This window comes from Bradyrhizobium sp. BWA-3-5 (genome assembly GCF_032917985.1).
Classification (GTDB): domain Bacteria; phylum Pseudomonadota; class Alphaproteobacteria; order Rhizobiales; family Xanthobacteraceae; genus Bradyrhizobium.
The window spans coordinates 5,760,684-5,775,108 of the sequence record NZ_CP136626.1; the positions used below are offsets into that span (position 1 = coordinate 5,760,684).

The 14,425-nt window shown below is 57.4% G+C and carries 13 protein-coding genes and 2 pseudogenes; 7 read left to right on the forward strand and 8 right to left on the reverse strand.

Annotated features, from left to right (window positions below):
* Nucleotides 1-609: 609 nt before the first annotated feature.
* On the reverse strand, nt 610-2,154 hold the full coding sequence (locus RX331_RS27795) for a DUF1521 domain-containing protein (RefSeq protein WP_317252796.1): 1,545 nt from the start codon (nt 2,152-2,154) through the stop codon (nt 610-612).
* 459 nt (nt 2,155-2,613) lie between these two features.
* Here RX331_RS27795 and RX331_RS39070 point away from each other — a divergent pair.
* Nucleotides 2,614-3,301 (forward strand): annotated as a pseudogene (locus RX331_RS39070) (transposase); the annotation flags it as partial.
* Between the two features lie 194 nt (nt 3,302-3,495).
* On the opposite strand, the gene RX331_RS27805 reads toward RX331_RS39070, so the two are convergent.
* The gene (locus tag RX331_RS27805; RefSeq protein WP_317252798.1) at nt 3,496-4,098 is read right to left on the reverse strand and encodes a hypothetical protein; all 603 of its coding nucleotides are present in this window, start codon (nt 4,096-4,098) and stop codon (nt 3,496-3,498) included.
* A gap of 118 nt (nt 4,099-4,216) precedes the next feature.
* Here RX331_RS27805 and RX331_RS27810 point away from each other — a divergent pair, with 118 nt between their 5' ends.
* The 6 genes from RX331_RS27810 (at nt 4,217) to RX331_RS27835 (ending at nt 9,489) form a co-directional block, all read left to right on the forward strand.
* A complete protein-coding gene (locus tag RX331_RS27810) occupies nt 4,217-5,110 on the forward strand; it encodes a hypothetical protein (protein ID WP_317252799.1) in 894 nt (297 codons plus the stop codon).
* Nucleotides 5,111-5,139: 29 nt separating this feature from the next.
* Complete coding sequence (locus tag RX331_RS27815) at nt 5,140-5,676, forward strand: hypothetical protein (protein WP_317252800.1); 537 nt, start codon at nt 5,140-5,142, stop codon at nt 5,674-5,676.
* A gap of 2 nt (nt 5,677-5,678) precedes the next feature.
* On the forward strand, nt 5,679-6,101 hold the full coding sequence (locus tag RX331_RS27820; RefSeq protein ID WP_317252801.1) for a tetratricopeptide repeat protein: 423 nt from the start codon (nt 5,679-5,681) through the stop codon (nt 6,099-6,101).
* 8 nt (nt 6,102-6,109) lie between these two features.
* Nucleotides 6,110-8,227, forward strand: a complete 2,118-nt coding sequence (sctV, locus tag RX331_RS27825) for a type III secretion system export apparatus subunit SctV (protein ID WP_317252802.1) — start codon at nt 6,110-6,112, stop codon at nt 8,225-8,227.
* Between the two features lie 215 nt (nt 8,228-8,442).
* Nucleotides 8,443-8,844, forward strand: a complete 402-nt coding sequence (locus RX331_RS27830) for a tetratricopeptide repeat protein (RefSeq protein ID WP_317252803.1) — start codon at nt 8,443-8,445, stop codon at nt 8,842-8,844.
* 435 nt (nt 8,845-9,279) lie between these two features.
* The gene (locus RX331_RS27835) at nt 9,280-9,489 is read left to right on the forward strand and encodes a hypothetical protein (RefSeq protein ID WP_317252804.1); all 210 of its coding nucleotides are present in this window, start codon (nt 9,280-9,282) and stop codon (nt 9,487-9,489) included.
* A 20-nt stretch (nt 9,490-9,509) separates the two neighbouring features.
* On the opposite strand, the gene RX331_RS27840 is transcribed toward RX331_RS27835, so the two are convergent.
* The 6 genes and pseudogenes from RX331_RS27840 to RX331_RS27865 form a co-directional block, all read right to left on the reverse strand.
* Nucleotides 9,510-9,770, reverse strand: coding sequence for a hypothetical protein (locus RX331_RS27840; protein ID WP_317258381.1), 261 nt, complete (start codon nt 9,768-9,770; stop codon nt 9,510-9,512).
* Complete coding sequence (locus tag RX331_RS27845; protein ID WP_317252805.1) at nt 9,664-9,960, reverse strand: tyrosine-type recombinase/integrase; 297 nt, start codon at nt 9,958-9,960, stop codon at nt 9,664-9,666. The genes RX331_RS27840 and RX331_RS27845 overlap by 107 nt, the downstream gene beginning before the upstream one ends.
* A 505-nt stretch (nt 9,961-10,465) precedes the next feature.
* Nucleotides 10,466-10,765: a Flp family type IVb pilin gene (locus RX331_RS39075; RefSeq protein WP_410708020.1), complete on the reverse strand. Its 300-nt coding sequence runs from the start codon at nt 10,763-10,765 to the stop codon at nt 10,466-10,468.
* A 306-nt stretch (nt 10,766-11,071) separates the two neighbouring features.
* Nucleotides 11,072-12,211 (reverse strand): hypothetical protein, encoded by a 1,140-nt coding sequence (locus tag RX331_RS27855; protein WP_317252806.1) that lies wholly within the window; start codon nt 12,209-12,211, stop codon nt 11,072-11,074.
* A 189-nt stretch (nt 12,212-12,400) separates the two neighbouring features.
* Nucleotides 12,401-13,204: a Crp/Fnr family transcriptional regulator gene (locus RX331_RS27860; RefSeq protein WP_317252807.1), complete on the reverse strand. Its 804-nt coding sequence runs from the start codon at nt 13,202-13,204 to the stop codon at nt 12,401-12,403.
* 934 nt (nt 13,205-14,138) lie between these two features.
* Nucleotides 14,139-14,420, reverse strand: a pseudogene (locus RX331_RS27865) (IS3 family transposase); the annotation flags it as partial.
* Nucleotides 14,421-14,425 lie beyond the last annotated feature (5 nt).

A 14,425-nucleotide genomic window follows, 5' to 3' on the forward strand; every position in this document is an offset into this window, starting at 1 on the left:
AATGGCTGTCCGAGAATTGCCGAAACACGCATTTTGACCTTCCACAGTAGCAACTTGGACAGCGATGCCCGATTTTCGAGGTCATAGCGCACCGCCGTCGGTTTCCTGAAACCTGCTGGATGTCCTACGACGCAAGGATTCGCGCACAACTCTCTCCCCCAGGCTTCAACAAGGGGGCTCAACGCGAGACAGGTGATCGCTTGCTCTTTTGAGCTGAGGATAGATCGCGCGGCCTAGGCCGTCCTCATACGATCCGCACCAATCCCGCGAACCAGCCCTTGCCCGAGCGCCCGCATCGACAGGAGCGTTGGCGTGCAGAGAGCCGTGAGGGCTACTCGTTCCTATGCAGCGCCTCCGCCGGGGGCGATAGGCCGGCCAGCATCGAAGATGCGCGCCGCAGCAATTCTGGTCGGGTACCCAAGGCCTGAGGCCACCGCCCGTCTATTGGTGAGTTGGCGTCCAAAGGTGTGACTACGAAATCATCTAGCTGGCAGCGCCGATCCTGAATGATACGCCGCCGCACCCGCCATTCTCGTGGCCGCTTGGCGAAGATGAAAGCGGGCGCTAGGGCCCGCTTCCACGACCTACCGACACGACTTCGATCTGGCCTCACGCCGGCGGTGCATCAGGACCGAAAATGCGCCGGAGCATAGCCTCTCGCATCATCCTCTTGAAATTCGGCGGCGCGTTCGGGTTCTCATTGTGGTCGATGGCCGATTGCGTCACTGTGCGTCCGGATTTGTTCACCCACTGCTGGTCTCGCTCATAGATTGTCTGAGCTCCATCTGACGTCAGCTGACGAAGGGTCCTCCCAGCATTGGACTGCCTCACCTTTAGATTGTTTTTTCCATCCTTGTCGTCGCCGAGCCCCTCGACAACCATGGCATTGTCGCCGTTGGTGATGGTAAGTTTCGAGGAGATGGTTTTGCCCTTACCATAATCGACCGTGTCCACGGTAATCTTCGTGCCGTCGTCGAGCTGGAAAGTCATGCCTTTCTTGAAGTCGAAATCGTCCTTGCCATCGCCATTCGCGTCAACATGAGGATCACCGTGGATCTTCGAGACATGGCCGGTCTGGTTGTTGCGAACGGTCCAGGTGCCGTCCTTCTCATCGGCTGTGATCGTATACTTATCATCAAGGTTGATAGTCGCCTTGCCGTCCTTGACCTCATGCGACCACACGGGGTCCGGCTGAGGCCGTGGCTGAGATGGCGGTGCTGGCATCTGAGCGACCGTGACCGGCACCATCGCAAGAGGCGGCGGGGGAGGAGGAACGAAGAAGACGGGGGTTGCAGAGGCCTGCACCGCGCTTGCATAACGGTAATTGCCCGGCGCGCGTCCCTGTTCGCCGGCATCGATACTCGCCTGATTCACCGCGCGTCCGGCGCCATCGACCCAGCTTTCGCCGCTCTCATGGATTGTCTGGGAACCATCGGCTGTCAGCTCATCAAGGGACATGCCAGCATTCGACTGCATCACCCTCAGATTGCTTTTGCCATCCTTGTCGTCGCCGAGCCCCTCCACGACCATCGCGTTGTGGCCGTTCGTAATGGTAAGCTTCGAGGATATGCTCTTGCCATTACCATAATCGACATTGTTGACGGTAATCTTTGTGCCGTCCTCGAGCTGAAACGTCATATCCTTCTTGAAATCGAAGTCGTCCTTGCCGTCCCCGTTAGCATCGACGTGAGGATCGCCATGGATCTTCGTGACATGGCCGGTCTGGTTGTTGCGAACGGTCCAGGTGCCATCCTTCTCGTCGGCTGTAATCGTATATTTGTCGCCTAGCTTGATCGTGGCCTGGCCATCCTTGACCTCATGGGTCCACACCGGATCGACCGAAGGCTCCGAGCTCTGGTTTAGCTGGTTCGGCAGCATGGGAGGAGGAGGCGGCGCCGTCATGTACGCGGGAGCGACAACGGCTGGAGTGACGGATGCCGGAGTGACCACAACAGGGACAACGCCCGCAGGAACGACCGCCGAAGCAAACTCGGGTGGATCTACCGGCAGGTACTGGTAGGTACCCGCCGAGGCATACTGCCCCAATAGGGCGTTGAAAGCGGGAGCGGCAACCGCGCTTTCCGGCACCACTCCGTTCATCGTCGAATCGAGCGCGCCGACTACGGGAAGACCGGCCACTGGGAGATACGGCATTTACTTCACTCCTGTTGCATCGAAGAAAGCGGTAAAACTGCGAGCGTTACGCACACAATCAACCAGGAACAGTTTCAGAACTCACCATTAGCCGAGCGAATGGATGCTTCTCGCTGGCAGCGACGGCAGCATCAATGATGCCCTTCCCTCTCTCATCTCAACGTCACAGCGGCTCGGGCACGAGCATATCGCGCGTATGCTATTCGCAGGAACTCTACCCCACAGTACCTGTCGAAAAGCTGACGACAACAACCACGCGACTGAGCATCTCAGCCCTTGTCAGCATTTGAGGTTCCCGTCGCGGGATTGGTTGGAATTGAAGGTGGCGGATTCTCCGAGATGTCAACCTCGACTCATCGGGCGCAGGAGCGCCGGATAGGAATTCACGGCGCGACAAGCAATATCACGAAGACGCCTTTCCTACGACTTGACAGAGAGGACGGCTCCCCTAGCTTTTCGGACGATTGGTTCGATCCGATCGAAAGCGCGGTGCCCGAACGCGCGCGGGAGTTCATCGGAGAATTGATCCGCGGCGAACTCGATGCGGCCTCGCGCACCCGGTTACGAGACGCAGCAAGAAGGCTGGCGGTGAGGGAGTGCCCGCACCACGGGCCATCGACACGGCAGCGGACACTGTCGCTGACCAGCAGCTTCGGACCAATTGAGACCGCGGTGCCGCGCGCCCGGTTGTACACACCCGGCGGCGAGACCACCGAGTGGAAGAGCCGGGCGCTGCGGGACTACTAGCGCCGCACGTTGGCCGCCGATGCACTGATCGCCGGCGTCTACCTCGCCAGCAGCAACACGCGCCATGCGCGCCCCGCGCTTCGCTCGCCGGCGCGATCGACAAGGGCACCTCGAGCCGGATGGCCCCGACGTGAAGAGTGACTGGTTCGCCTCGATGCCCGCTCACTGGCCGAGGAGACGATCGTGCGGGTGACTCTCGAGGGCACTGTGGTGTGGATACGATCGCAAGGCGACCTTGATCTCCCTGCTGGTCATCATCGGCGTGCGTGCGGACGGTTAGAAAAGTGTTGGTCGCGATCAGGAGCATCGGCGGCAAGGCACCGAAGCCTGGCAGGCCGTGCTCGACGATAATCTCATCCAGCGTGGGCTGCGGCGCCCCAAGTTCCTCATCGTCGATGGCGAGCTGGCCTCGAGGCTGCGATCGCCCGGTGTAGAGGGCGTTCCGTGTCGGTCCGGCACCGAGCGGATCATAACGCGCGACTAAAGAAGCCTATTTGAGCTTGCAGCCGCCAGCAACTGATGGGCTGCTGCAAAGCATCAACCCAGTCACCTCGAACGCGAGACTCGTCAGCTTCTCGAAAGGTAGCGCCCCTATCATGAGGTCACGTATCTATAGGCGAGAAGTCGTCGATTGAGCGTAAGAAGACGAGCATAGGAGAAACCATGATCGGAGAAATGATCGGAAGCGCCGCCGGCGGATGGCTTGGCGGACCTTTCGGAGCTGCGATTGGTTCCGCAGTGGGCGGGGCCGTCGACCATAGCTTTGTAAGTGTGCTCCACAAATTGGAGGCTGAGAAGAGTGACGTGAATAAAACCGCCGACAGCAAGAATGGCGGCGAAACACGCGACGTACAGTGCAAGCCCGATGATCTCGGCAAGGAGGCAGAGCTTTACCTGAGCAGCCTCGGAGGCGGGCACGTCTTTCTTTCGATTCCCGCCATCGTTTCGCCGGTCCGTCCGACGTGACAGTCCCAAGTAACGACATACGACAAAGAAAGGTGAATAGACATGGCGGTTGATACTGTTGGCGGTACCGGCGCCTTTGCTGGCGCCCAGCAGACCGGGGATGCAGGTTTCCAGAACCAGATGGCTGAATTCGAGCGTGTTAGCCAGAAGGTCCAGGCCCAGGCCGTGGCAATGCGCAGAATTACGACCGAGCTCTCGTCCGAGAAGAAGATCGCGGACGAGCGCGTCCAATAACTCTCGAAGACAGCTGATTCACCGCGTTGCTACCGTGGCCAGCTGTGAATGACGAACTCTGGATGAGCCGTACGGCAACTGCCGTACGGCTTCTCTCGTTTCCAGGAGATTATCCGTGAACGAATCGATTTCTCTCGAGTTCGAAGTTCTGTCAGGGCTCTATGCTGGGCTGACGGGTAAAGCAGCTGTCGGGGCTGGCCTGATCGGCAGCGGCCTTGATGCCGACATGATCTTCGTTGAACAAGGGCTCGAACCCCACCACCTTCGCATCATCCCACATTGCAATTCGATCGAGATTGAACCCCTTGCTTCCGATATCAGCGTAGACGGCCACGGGAATATTGCCCCAGGGGAGCGCCGCAGTGTGCCTCTTCCTGCAGTCGTTCATATCGGCGCCATGTCCATTCGCTGGTCGACGCAAGATTTTCCGCAAGCTCGTTCGAGCCACCGGTTTCGTGGCTTGATCGTGGCACTAAGTCTGGTCTTGCTCAGCTCTGTCGCGATCGGCCCCCTCTCAACCATCTTCGTCCCTGCCGATAGTGGGATGATGCTGAGCACTGATTCGCCGCCTGCGTTCGACGTTGCTCCCAAACCAACCATTCACCGAGTTGATGCGAGGGCTGCTGATGCAACCGCCGAGTTGCTGCGGCAGCAGGTTGAACGACGGGGCCTTCTGAATATCAAGGTCAGTGCGGGGCCCGGTGTTGTGACCGCGGAGGGCGATGTTACGCCTCCCCTGGTCGCAAAATGGCAAGAAATCCAGCAATGGTTCGATCATCAAACCAACGGCACTCCTGCCCTTGTGAATGCGGTGACAGTCAAGGAGGAGAAAACGCCGTCCTCGATTGCTGTCCAAGCAGTTTGGCGCGGAAGCGAACCTTATCTGCTTATCGGCGGCCAGAAGTATTTCGTGGGAGCGCTGTTGAGTAATGGATGGACCGTCGATCGGATTGAGGACGAGCGGGTGCTGCTTACTCGCTACGGCCGATTTGCTGCTCTCCCCTACTAGATTTTCCACCCTGCAAAGAAGGAGAATGGATGACTAGACTGCCCCAGCACCCTGTAGGGCTCGGCACCTCATCGCAGGGACTCGATGTGGGCGAGCATTCGCCAGTCATCGGCCCGAACACCCCGAAAGCCAAAAACATGGGACCCAGGGGTGTTCATGCAGACGGCGCCACGAAACAGGCGTCGTGGCGGGATGAGCCCGCGCAGAATCTGCCAATTGATCCTGCGCGGGAGGCCGCGCTCGAGGTCAACTCCATCGATGCAGTCTCGCGCGTCACTCGCTTCGAGAGGGGTGACGGGGCAAACGAGTTCGACCCACGCGCGGTATTGGCCGCGCTTTATGGCCACAATCTCTCACACGGACTGCTCTCCTTCGTCATTCCACGCCTACGTCATCCAGACGTGCTGCGCGCAGACAGGCATTGCGCTCTTCTGGAGCGCTTAACCCAAACATTGGAGGCAACGCCAGACGACAACACGGCCTGTGAATGTTTGGCAATCCTACAGCAGGAACTGCGGCGGCTACTTCTGCTCCGGCATAATCAGAACAGCTTGATCAAGGGCTAGCTATGATCGAACCGGATCGAGTGGAGCATGCCCCCCCTACGTCTGCCCCAGACGTTTCCAAATCCGGCGAGCTGATCTCCGGGCCGGAGCGTGACCTGCTCTGCGCCCTCTCCTATGTCCATCTCGCGTGCGGGCAGAGCGCACAGAGTCTGGCTCTGCTGCGCATCGCCGCTCGCGAACACTCCCAAGACGTCGATCTGCTCCGCATTCTAGCCTACACTCTCATCTCCGAGGGCCTTGGTGATGAAGCACTTGATGTACTGGATCGGCTGGACGTACTTGATGCTCAACCGTCTTCCCGCGTGCCTTTGACGCTCTTGCGCAGTCACGCCCTCCGACAGGCAGGCCGCATGACCGAGGCCCGCGACGTATTTCAACGCTATGTGTCATTGCGCGGGAGCGCAGCTCTCATCAATCAGCAATAGGGATCTTGATGGCCAACGTCTTGCGTAACTTCATCGTGCGAACGCCGGCCCACCCGGATTATATGGTCGCGTTGATGCTACTTCTGGCGATCGCTATGATGATCATGCCGATCCCGATCATTGTGATTGACATGCTGATCGGCTTCAACGTTGGCTTTGCCATATTGCTGCTGATGGTTGCCCTCAATCTCAGCACGCCGCTTGATTTTTCGTCCTTGCCGGGCGTCATCCTGATCTCGACGGTATTTCGTCTCGCGCTGACCATCGCAACAACGCGGCTGATTCTTGCGGAGGGCGACGCCGGCAGCATCATCCACGCCTTTGGCGACTTCGTCATTTCAGGGAATATCGCTGTCGGAATCGTCATATTCCTGATCGTTACCATGGTGCAGTTCATGGTTCTTGCCAAAGGCGCCGAACGTGTCGCAGAGGTGTCGGCGCGCTTCACACTCGACGCGTTGCCGGGCAAGCAGATGGCGATCGACGCGGAGCTGCGCAACAGCCATATCGATCAACACGAAGCGCGTCGGCGGCGCGCCGAACTGGAACAAGAGAGCCAATTTCATGCTGCGATGGACGGCGCCATGAAGTTCGTGAAGGGGGACGCGATCGCCGGTCTCATCGTCATCTGCATTAATATGCTGGGCGGGATAAGCATCGGCCTACTCTCCAAGGGTATGTCGCTCGATGAGGCGCTGCATAAATATACGCTGCTGACGATAGGTGATGCGCTCATTTCACAGATTCCGGCGCTGCTGCTGTCGATTACGGCCGCGACCATCGTCACGCGTGTCAACGGCCCTTCCAAGCTCAAACTCGGTACCGATATCGTCAACCAACTTACGGCGAGCACACAAGCACTACGGTTGGCTGCATGCGTCTTGCTGCTGATGGGACTCGTTCCTGGCTTCCCTTTGCCGCCGTTTGTAATCCTGGCTGTGCTCTTCGCTGCAACAAGCTACGTCAATGTTGGTACGAAAGCAGGCAAGGCTGCCGCTAAGACAGGCGCAAGTGTCACCGCCTCGGCTTCGATTCCAGCACAGGCTCAGAAGCAAGCCGTGCATGCGGAAGCACTTCCGATCGCGTTATTTCTTTCGCCAAACCTGACGCTTGCGATCGACAAAGACGAGTTGGAACGGTGCATCGCGCGCGTTTCAACGCTGGTGTCGGCGGATCTTGGCATCACAATTCCGCGCATTCCGGCCCAGGTTGATCAGCAGCTATCCAAGTCGCAATTCAGGGTGGATGTCGACAGTGTGCCAGTTGAACGTGATGTGATCGATACGACGCACCTGGCGCTCAACGACGATTTGGCGAACATTGAACTGAGCGGCATACCCTTTCGGCAAGACCCGGACACGAATCGGGTCTGGATCGAAGAAGGCAATACAGCCGCTCTGAAAACCGCCGGAATCGGTTACCACCGTCCGAGCGAAATTCTTGCCTTACGTCTCCATTCCACATTGACACGCTATGCCCAGCGCTTGGTGGGCATTCAAGAGACCCGTGAATTGCTAGGCCGGATGGAGCAGGAATACCCTGATCTGGTGAAGGAGGTGCTGCGTACGACAACAATCCCTCGGATCGCCGAGGTCCTGCGCCGCCTACTCGATGAGGGCATTCCCATTCGCAACACCCGCCTGCTCCTGGAAGCACTGGCAGAGTGGAGTGAGCGCGAGAAAAACGCCGTCCTGCTCACTGAATATGTTCGTGCCACTCTGAAACGGCAGATCTGTTTTCGCTACGCCAATGCCCACCGAGTTGTGGCCGCCTTTATCATCGAGCGTGAGACCGAGGACATTGTGCGCGGCGCGGTGCGCGAAACCGCTGTCGGCCCATACCTTGTTTTGGATGATTGGCAGAGCGAGAAGCTGCTCGCACAGTTCCGTCAAATCCATTCGACCATCGCACAAAGTCAGAGCCAGCCCGTCGTTCTCGGTGCGATGGACATCCGGCGTTTCGTACGTGGTTTTCTCACCCGCAACGGGATCGATCTTCCCGTTCTGTCCTATCAGGATCTAGCCTCGGACTTCACCATCCAGCCGATTGGATCCATAAAGCTTCCAGCTGACAAGGATAGGGCACAATCTTCGGAGAGTGGTGGGGTCTTTACCGCTGCGAGTTAGCAGGGCAACAGCCCGTCGTGAGACAGCCTATGAATTCATGTGAGATAAGTACCCGGCCACACTTCTGCTCCTTTCGCCCGAACTCGCGCTCAGCCTTTCTCGCCCTGCTCGCCATTGTGCTGCTCGGAAGTTGCGCTAGCTCCGATAGGTCGAGTCCTTCACCGCAACAGACGCCCACATCAGAGCTAGCCAGCGCCAACGGGGCAGACCCTGCTATGCGCGAGCCCATTTCGCACGCCCTCAGTCAGGATGCTGATGAGGAGCCTCTGCGAGATGCGTTGAAGCGACAACCGGACAACGTCGATGCGGCGATTCCTCTTGCGCGGGCCCTGCTGGCGCGCAAATCCCCAGGTGAGGCGCTAGAGGTGCTTGATACCGTCTTGTTGGCAGCACCGGGCAACCTGCGCGCACTGAATGCCAAGGGTGTTGTTCTCGATCACGAGGGCCGCCATCACGAGGCGCAAGCGATGTACCGCCAAGCTCTCGCAACGGAACCCGCAAATCCGATGTTGCTCAACAATCTCAGACTGTCGCTCGCGGTAGGAAAGACGGAGCTCGGAAACGCCAGTCCACAAACGCAAACCGACGGCCGGCACGCACTTGTCCGATCGAAGTAGCGCAGCGAACGAGAGCGAATCGCGGATGCTTGCCTGTCAGCTAGGCTGACTATGAGCAGCGCGAGGATCAAGGGCCATTCCTGCGAAGCCACGTCGTCAGAAGCCACGTCGTCAATAGGAATGCGAATCGCCTGACGCAAAAAGCGAGTCAACGGAAAGTGATTGCTATGTTCTTCTCCGATCTCACTGGCTCACAAGGATGCCCGGCTCTTCTAGTTGTCACATAATACTCGAAGCTTCCTTTGCTTTCACTAGACTACCGAGAGAAGCCCGCGATTTAATGATTTGCCTAGAGCTTTCTTTCCTTTCCCAATGGTCAAGATGTCAAGGCATCGGCGTTGCCGTCGTGATCGGTGCCTCGGCCAAATCCGGTCTCAAAGTACTCCCAGGACCAAATTGCGGCGGCCCACAGGATAATAGCGAGCGGGAATGATCATGGCGATGATGGATGAGCCCCGCCAGAAACGGAACTTGATTCCGTTAAAAAAGGCGTTGGAGCGGGGCGGTTTCGGCCGGACCAAGGCCTACAAGCTGATCAAGAAGGGAAAGATCATCGCCTACAAAATGGAGGGCCAAACCATGGTCGATGCAGATTCCATCGACGCTTACCATATGACCCTCCCTCGCATTGAGCCGAGCACATGATCGGAAGGCGCTCAGCTTAGTTACTTCGAGCAGTTTTCAAGAATTACCTTGATCGGCACAATCCTTTTTGGATCGGCAAAGCTATCGATCCGGTCAGCCCAGTGCTGCATCAGCTTCGTACGCGAGCCGATCAAGGCCAGCGGCCCGTGCCGTTTGTAGATTGCTTTCACTGAGTCACTTTCGAGATGCGCCAGTTGCAGTTCGATGACATCGCCATCCCACACCTTCTTCCTTGGTCTCCTCGTGGTGGCAAAGAGTGGAAAACGTGGTGCGGAAGCCATGAGCGCAATGTTCGTTCTTGGTGTCGATGCCAAGCGCACGCAGCCGACTACAGAGCGTTCTGTTGGAAAGCGGTGCATCTTCGGCGCAAGCGAACACGTAGCGCCGATTGCCGGTGACCTTCTGCACGCGTCGCAGGATAGTGATGGCTTGCCGCGACAGCGGCACGACATGTTCCCAGCCGGTTTTCATCTTGGCCGCGGGAATGGTCCAACGCTCGGCACTCCAATCGACCTAAGTCCATTCCATGTTGTTGATGATGTTAGGTCGAGGGATCGTCAGTGGCTTGAGTCGAAGGGCATCGCCGATCACATCGTTGAATCTGGCCTTCTCCCATGTGGGCATGATCAGCTTGAAGAGGCGAACCACATCCTGCGGCTCGGTGAAGCCGGGTCGCGGCGTCGAGGCGTTGACAGTGAGTTGCTTCTTGCAAGCACGGAACGGATTGTAGCCATCACTCTAAAGGTCGGCATAGTCGCAGACCTGTTCACCGATGCTTGGACTCGGTCACGGGTCTCCATCCTGCTCGTCATCGCTTGTTCTCATTCGCGTCCAGTCGCCGACTTGGTTGGTATTTTTCTCGGTATCGGAAGAACAAACGTCCACGGGCGTAACTTTCCAGGAATCGAAGCAGATGGCAGGCCCTGACGTGCTTGCTTTCTTCCGGTCAATGCAAGCTGAAGGCAGAAGGACGACGTTACTCCGGCCCATGCACCGCAGCATTATTATCTATTCCCTTCACCTCATCGATCTGAGGAACCAGCGGTAGTTTTGTCGAAGATATCTTACTGGGCTCACGTACGAAACCCAACTTGTCAAGCTGGCCGGTCGAGAAGTTAGGTGAAGGCGATGAACTGCAATCAAGGTTGTGGTTTGTGCGAAGACCGGTCAGCGCAACGACAAGAGCAAGGGAGATCACCACCGCGATCAGGCCGTACTCGATGGAGGTCGCACCACTCTTGTCCAGCCGAAAACGCAGAAAAGGAAATGATTTCATTGCAATGCCATTTTCTCGCGAGTCTCAGTCCGGCTTGTCATTCTGGCTCTTCTAATTCGGTCCACGCTCAGCCCTTTCCACTATGGTGGGTAAAGTTTATGAGAGCTGCATAACCAGCGCTTTGAGGCGTGCAACGTCTTGCTTGCAGCGCCTCAACTCGCGCTGCTCATCTGCGTCTCCGATGCTTCAGGGCCGCTGCTATCGCTGGCTGTCATGATGCGGCAAGTAATACCTGAATCTGGTCGGCGTCACTCCGATGAACACAGTACGGAACGGACGAAAATTCTCGTTTCTCGCCTGAGTGTGTCAGCTCGGCTGCTCGTGAGCATTGGCCAACCCTAATGTTGGTTTTGGCATACTGACTGGGCCAAAAGCGGATTCCGTTTGTCCGCGCCGGCCACTCATTTTGAGCTTATGCTCTAGCCAACCTAACACGCGATCGTCGAAAGACACGAAATCTTCGATCTCCCCAGCGATGGTCCGGATCATAGGCGGTATAGCCAATTCCATGTCGATGTGCGCTTCCAGGCAGTCAGATTGAAGTTTGATCGCCTCCGACACGCTGATGATGGCGCGCCCTCCGGCGACCACGAGAACTGGGCATGTCACCCGTCGCACTAATCGGGAGCGACGCGCTGACATTTCGTCGTCATCCACCATATCTGCAGTTCTCGTCATCCAGCGGACCGACGCCATAGTCCTCGCCCAGTTCCAAATGCCGCCGTCGCAAACCGCCGCAGCAACGCGGCTATCAGACGCAGCGAAGTCGGTCGCTAGAGCGGCCGACGATCCTTCTCCGTAGACGCCGATCCGGCCGGCATTAATCTCAGGCCGAACTGACAAGTAATCCAAACAGCAAGACAGCAATGTTTCCGATGGGATACCCGAGCTATTTGAGACATCGTCGTAAGAGACGATCAGAACCGCCATGCCGCGACCAATCAACGCGGGCAACAGTCTCCCGAGCAGCGTCGCTCCTGCTTCTTGTTCTCTGGCGATGCAAATGATCGCCGGCGCGGATAATTCGGGATTTCCGGCGGGCAAATAGTGGGCTAGAAGTTCAGCTTGATCGCAGCACGCAATTCGCACCCGCTCCAGCTTCTGCTGCAGAGACAATCCTAACTTCTGTATAGTGGCCTCGACTTTCGCCGAAATGTCTCCACTTTTTGGATCGTCTTCATCAACTAGGTGCTTGGCAACTTCAAAGGCCGTTAGCGCACAAAGCCAGGCCTCGGTCGCCTCTTCGAAGGCCTTTTTCTTGATATTTAGCTCAGCAAGAAGGCACCGAGCATCTCCAATCTCTGTCCATGTTGCGGCCCAGTTCTGCCGACCTATCGCGCCGCTGATGACGTCGGCCGACAGATTCCCCAAGAACGTCGCGGCGCCTTGCCGTACGGACACAAGATCGCTCCTCACCTGAGGCCAAGCAGCGCGCTCCATTTTCATGAATATCCTCCAAACTGTTTCAGCTCGAAAGTGATCGCTTAAACATTGCGGAGAGATCACCGCCTCGCTCCCGATGACGGCCGACCTCGGAGGCCAGAGTCTCCGAGGCCGGTTGATGAATCGCCCCAGAGAACCAACTCGTCTCAAGACAATGAACTGAAGAGGTGGACGTCTTAGCTCATTGGCTCTTTACCGAGATACGGACCGAGACGAGGCATAGGCACCTGAGACAAGCTTGTAACAACAGCATGCCTTTTGCTCGAGGGACTTGCGTTCATCGATCTGCAAAACGCCGCGCATCTTGCGGATCAGCCCCTGTTCTTCGAATCGGATTAGCGTCTCCGTTACGCCGGCACGGCGCAGTCCTAAGACGGACGAAAGGTAGTCATGAGTAACTGGCAGCACACGAGCTTGAACAGCATCACTCGCCAAACAAAGCCAGCTCGCGAGCCGCTGCTCGAGATGGTGCCGAACCCCGCACAATCCTGCTTGAACGCACTGAAATGTCAGCGCTTGAACGTACTCGAAGAGATGTTCTCGGATGTTGGGACGCTCCTTTATCACCCTACGCAAATCCTCGACGCGGATCCTGTGCGCGCTTCCGGGAAAGATCACCACAGATTGATGCGTCGAAAGGTGTCCTCCCCACAAAAACGAAGCGCCGACCACACCTCGACATCCTATGACTGCCATTTCAAGCATACTTCCCGCCGCGACAACCCTGAGCGAGACGAGGCCCGACTCTATGAAATAGACGTGCTCAACATGCCTTTTCGGCTCTTGCAGAACCATACGTCCCTTCAGGACGATCGGCTCAAGGCATTCCCCTATTGCAGAAAGGTCTAGCAGAGAAATTCTCGCCAGAATCGCATTGTTGAGCGACTTAGGATGTGCCGTAGAAGGCCGCATCGGCGGCGGCCCGGACACGCGCTTGAGAGCTGCATCGGTGGAGCAATCAAACTCTTCTAGGACTGCGGGCAGGTGGTCAGCCATGGCCCCTCTCCTGGCACGCCGTTTGGTGACCCGCCCGGCGATTGTCACAAAAAATTGACTGCTACTTTAACAACAATGTCATCTTGATTACTGCGTTAAGCCCTGTGTTGACGCTCGAATCCCGCGGCTACGCGCTTTTTGTCGGCGCATTTCACTGGGCGCTGGGATACAGCAGCATTCGCGTATCAGCGTCAGGTCATCGCGCTGCCGCGCGACGAGGGCCTCCAGCTGTTCCATCTGCATGTGCCTGCTCACACTCAGGATGACTAGAAATCAGTGGCCCCGCCCCCGTCTCTGCCTGGGAGACGAGGGCGGGGTCCGCCCCCCTGCTCTGAAAGCGTAGCCACGCTGCGCCTGAGACTCGCGGGATGTCCGAGTGTTTGGCCCTCGACGCGCTTTACCACGTCGCAGTAAGGCAATTTCAGATAGCCGCACAACCAACTCTTTGAGGCGCGCATTCTCTTGCTTGTAGCGCTCCAGCTCGCGTTCGTTTGTCATTTGCGATGCCTCATAGAGATTCGTACTTGCCGTCGTGGCTCATGTAGAACCTGTCCGAATAATAACGCTGCGAGAAACAGTGTACGCAGCGAACGAACACATCGCTTCTCGCCTAGGTGTGCCATCTCGGCTTCAGGTTTGAGCGTTTCGTACACTAGATCTTGCGCGCCTCCTCACACTTCGGCTGCAAGGATTGAGACACCTGCATCAATAATTGGTCAGCTCCTCGGAAGCATTCTAACTCGAACAGCAAGCCACCTTTTACACGATCGAGTACGAGCCGACCTTCTTCTGTGGCTCTCTTCCAAGAGAAACTAGATTTACGTGGCAGCGCGGGGACTTCTGGTTGGAGGAAAATGGATCTGCAGCGCTTCATGGCGGCGGCACACATGCGCAATTGGCCAATATGGCGGAGCGAGCTGCTCTCAACCCATGCTCTATACTTCTCCTCGGCTATCGCCATCCGCCGCATCAGCGTTTTGACATGCCGGCGGCCGATCTTGCACCCCTCGGCAGCCAGCAGGTCTCGCAACATTCGCGAACCGGCGAAAGGAAACTCCAGGTGCAGCCGGTCGAGCCGTCGCATGATCGCGAGGTCGGCGGGCGATACCGGACGCGGTAGATAATAGACACTGCCACGGCTGATCTTCAAAACTTCCGCCTGTTTCGTGATCGGCAGGTCGTGCTCACGGTCGATCATCGCTTTGCGCTCAGCAGGAGGAT

Excerpts from the sequence above, each read along its gene's own strand:
- RX331_RS27840 (WP_317258381.1), bottom strand. The coding sequence starts at position 9,770 with ATGGCTTCCGCACCACGTTTTCCACTCTTTGCCACCACGAGGAGACCA.
- sctV (WP_317252802.1), top strand. The coding sequence starts at position 6,110 with ATGGCCAACGTCTTGCGTAACTTCATCGTGCGAACGCCGGCCCACCCG.
- RX331_RS27855 (WP_317252806.1), bottom strand. The coding sequence starts at position 12,211 with ATGAAAATGGAGCGCGCTGCTTGGCCTCAGGTGAGGAGCGATCTTGTG.
- RX331_RS27820 (WP_317252801.1), top strand. The coding sequence starts at position 5,679 with ATGATCGAACCGGATCGAGTGGAGCATGCCCCCCCTACGTCTGCCCCA.
- RX331_RS39075 (WP_410708020.1), bottom strand. The coding sequence starts at position 10,765 with ATGAAATCATTTCCTTTTCTGCGTTTTCGGCTGGACAAGAGTGGTGCG.
- RX331_RS27845 (WP_317252805.1), bottom strand. The coding sequence starts at position 9,960 with ATGAAAACCGGCTGGGAACATGTCGTGCCGCTGTCGCGGCAAGCCATC.
- RX331_RS27815 (WP_317252800.1), top strand. The coding sequence starts at position 5,140 with ATGACTAGACTGCCCCAGCACCCTGTAGGGCTCGGCACCTCATCGCAG.
- RX331_RS27835 (WP_317252804.1), top strand. The coding sequence starts at position 9,280 with ATGGCGATGATGGATGAGCCCCGCCAGAAACGGAACTTGATTCCGTTA.
- RX331_RS27860 (WP_317252807.1), bottom strand. The coding sequence starts at position 13,204 with ATGGCTGACCACCTGCCCGCAGTCCTAGAAGAGTTTGATTGCTCCACC.
- RX331_RS27830 (WP_317252803.1), top strand. The coding sequence starts at position 8,443 with ATGCGCGAGCCCATTTCGCACGCCCTCAGTCAGGATGCTGATGAGGAG.
- RX331_RS27795 (WP_317252796.1), bottom strand. The coding sequence starts at position 2,154 with ATGCCGTATCTCCCAGTGGCCGGTCTTCCCGTAGTCGGCGCGCTCGAT.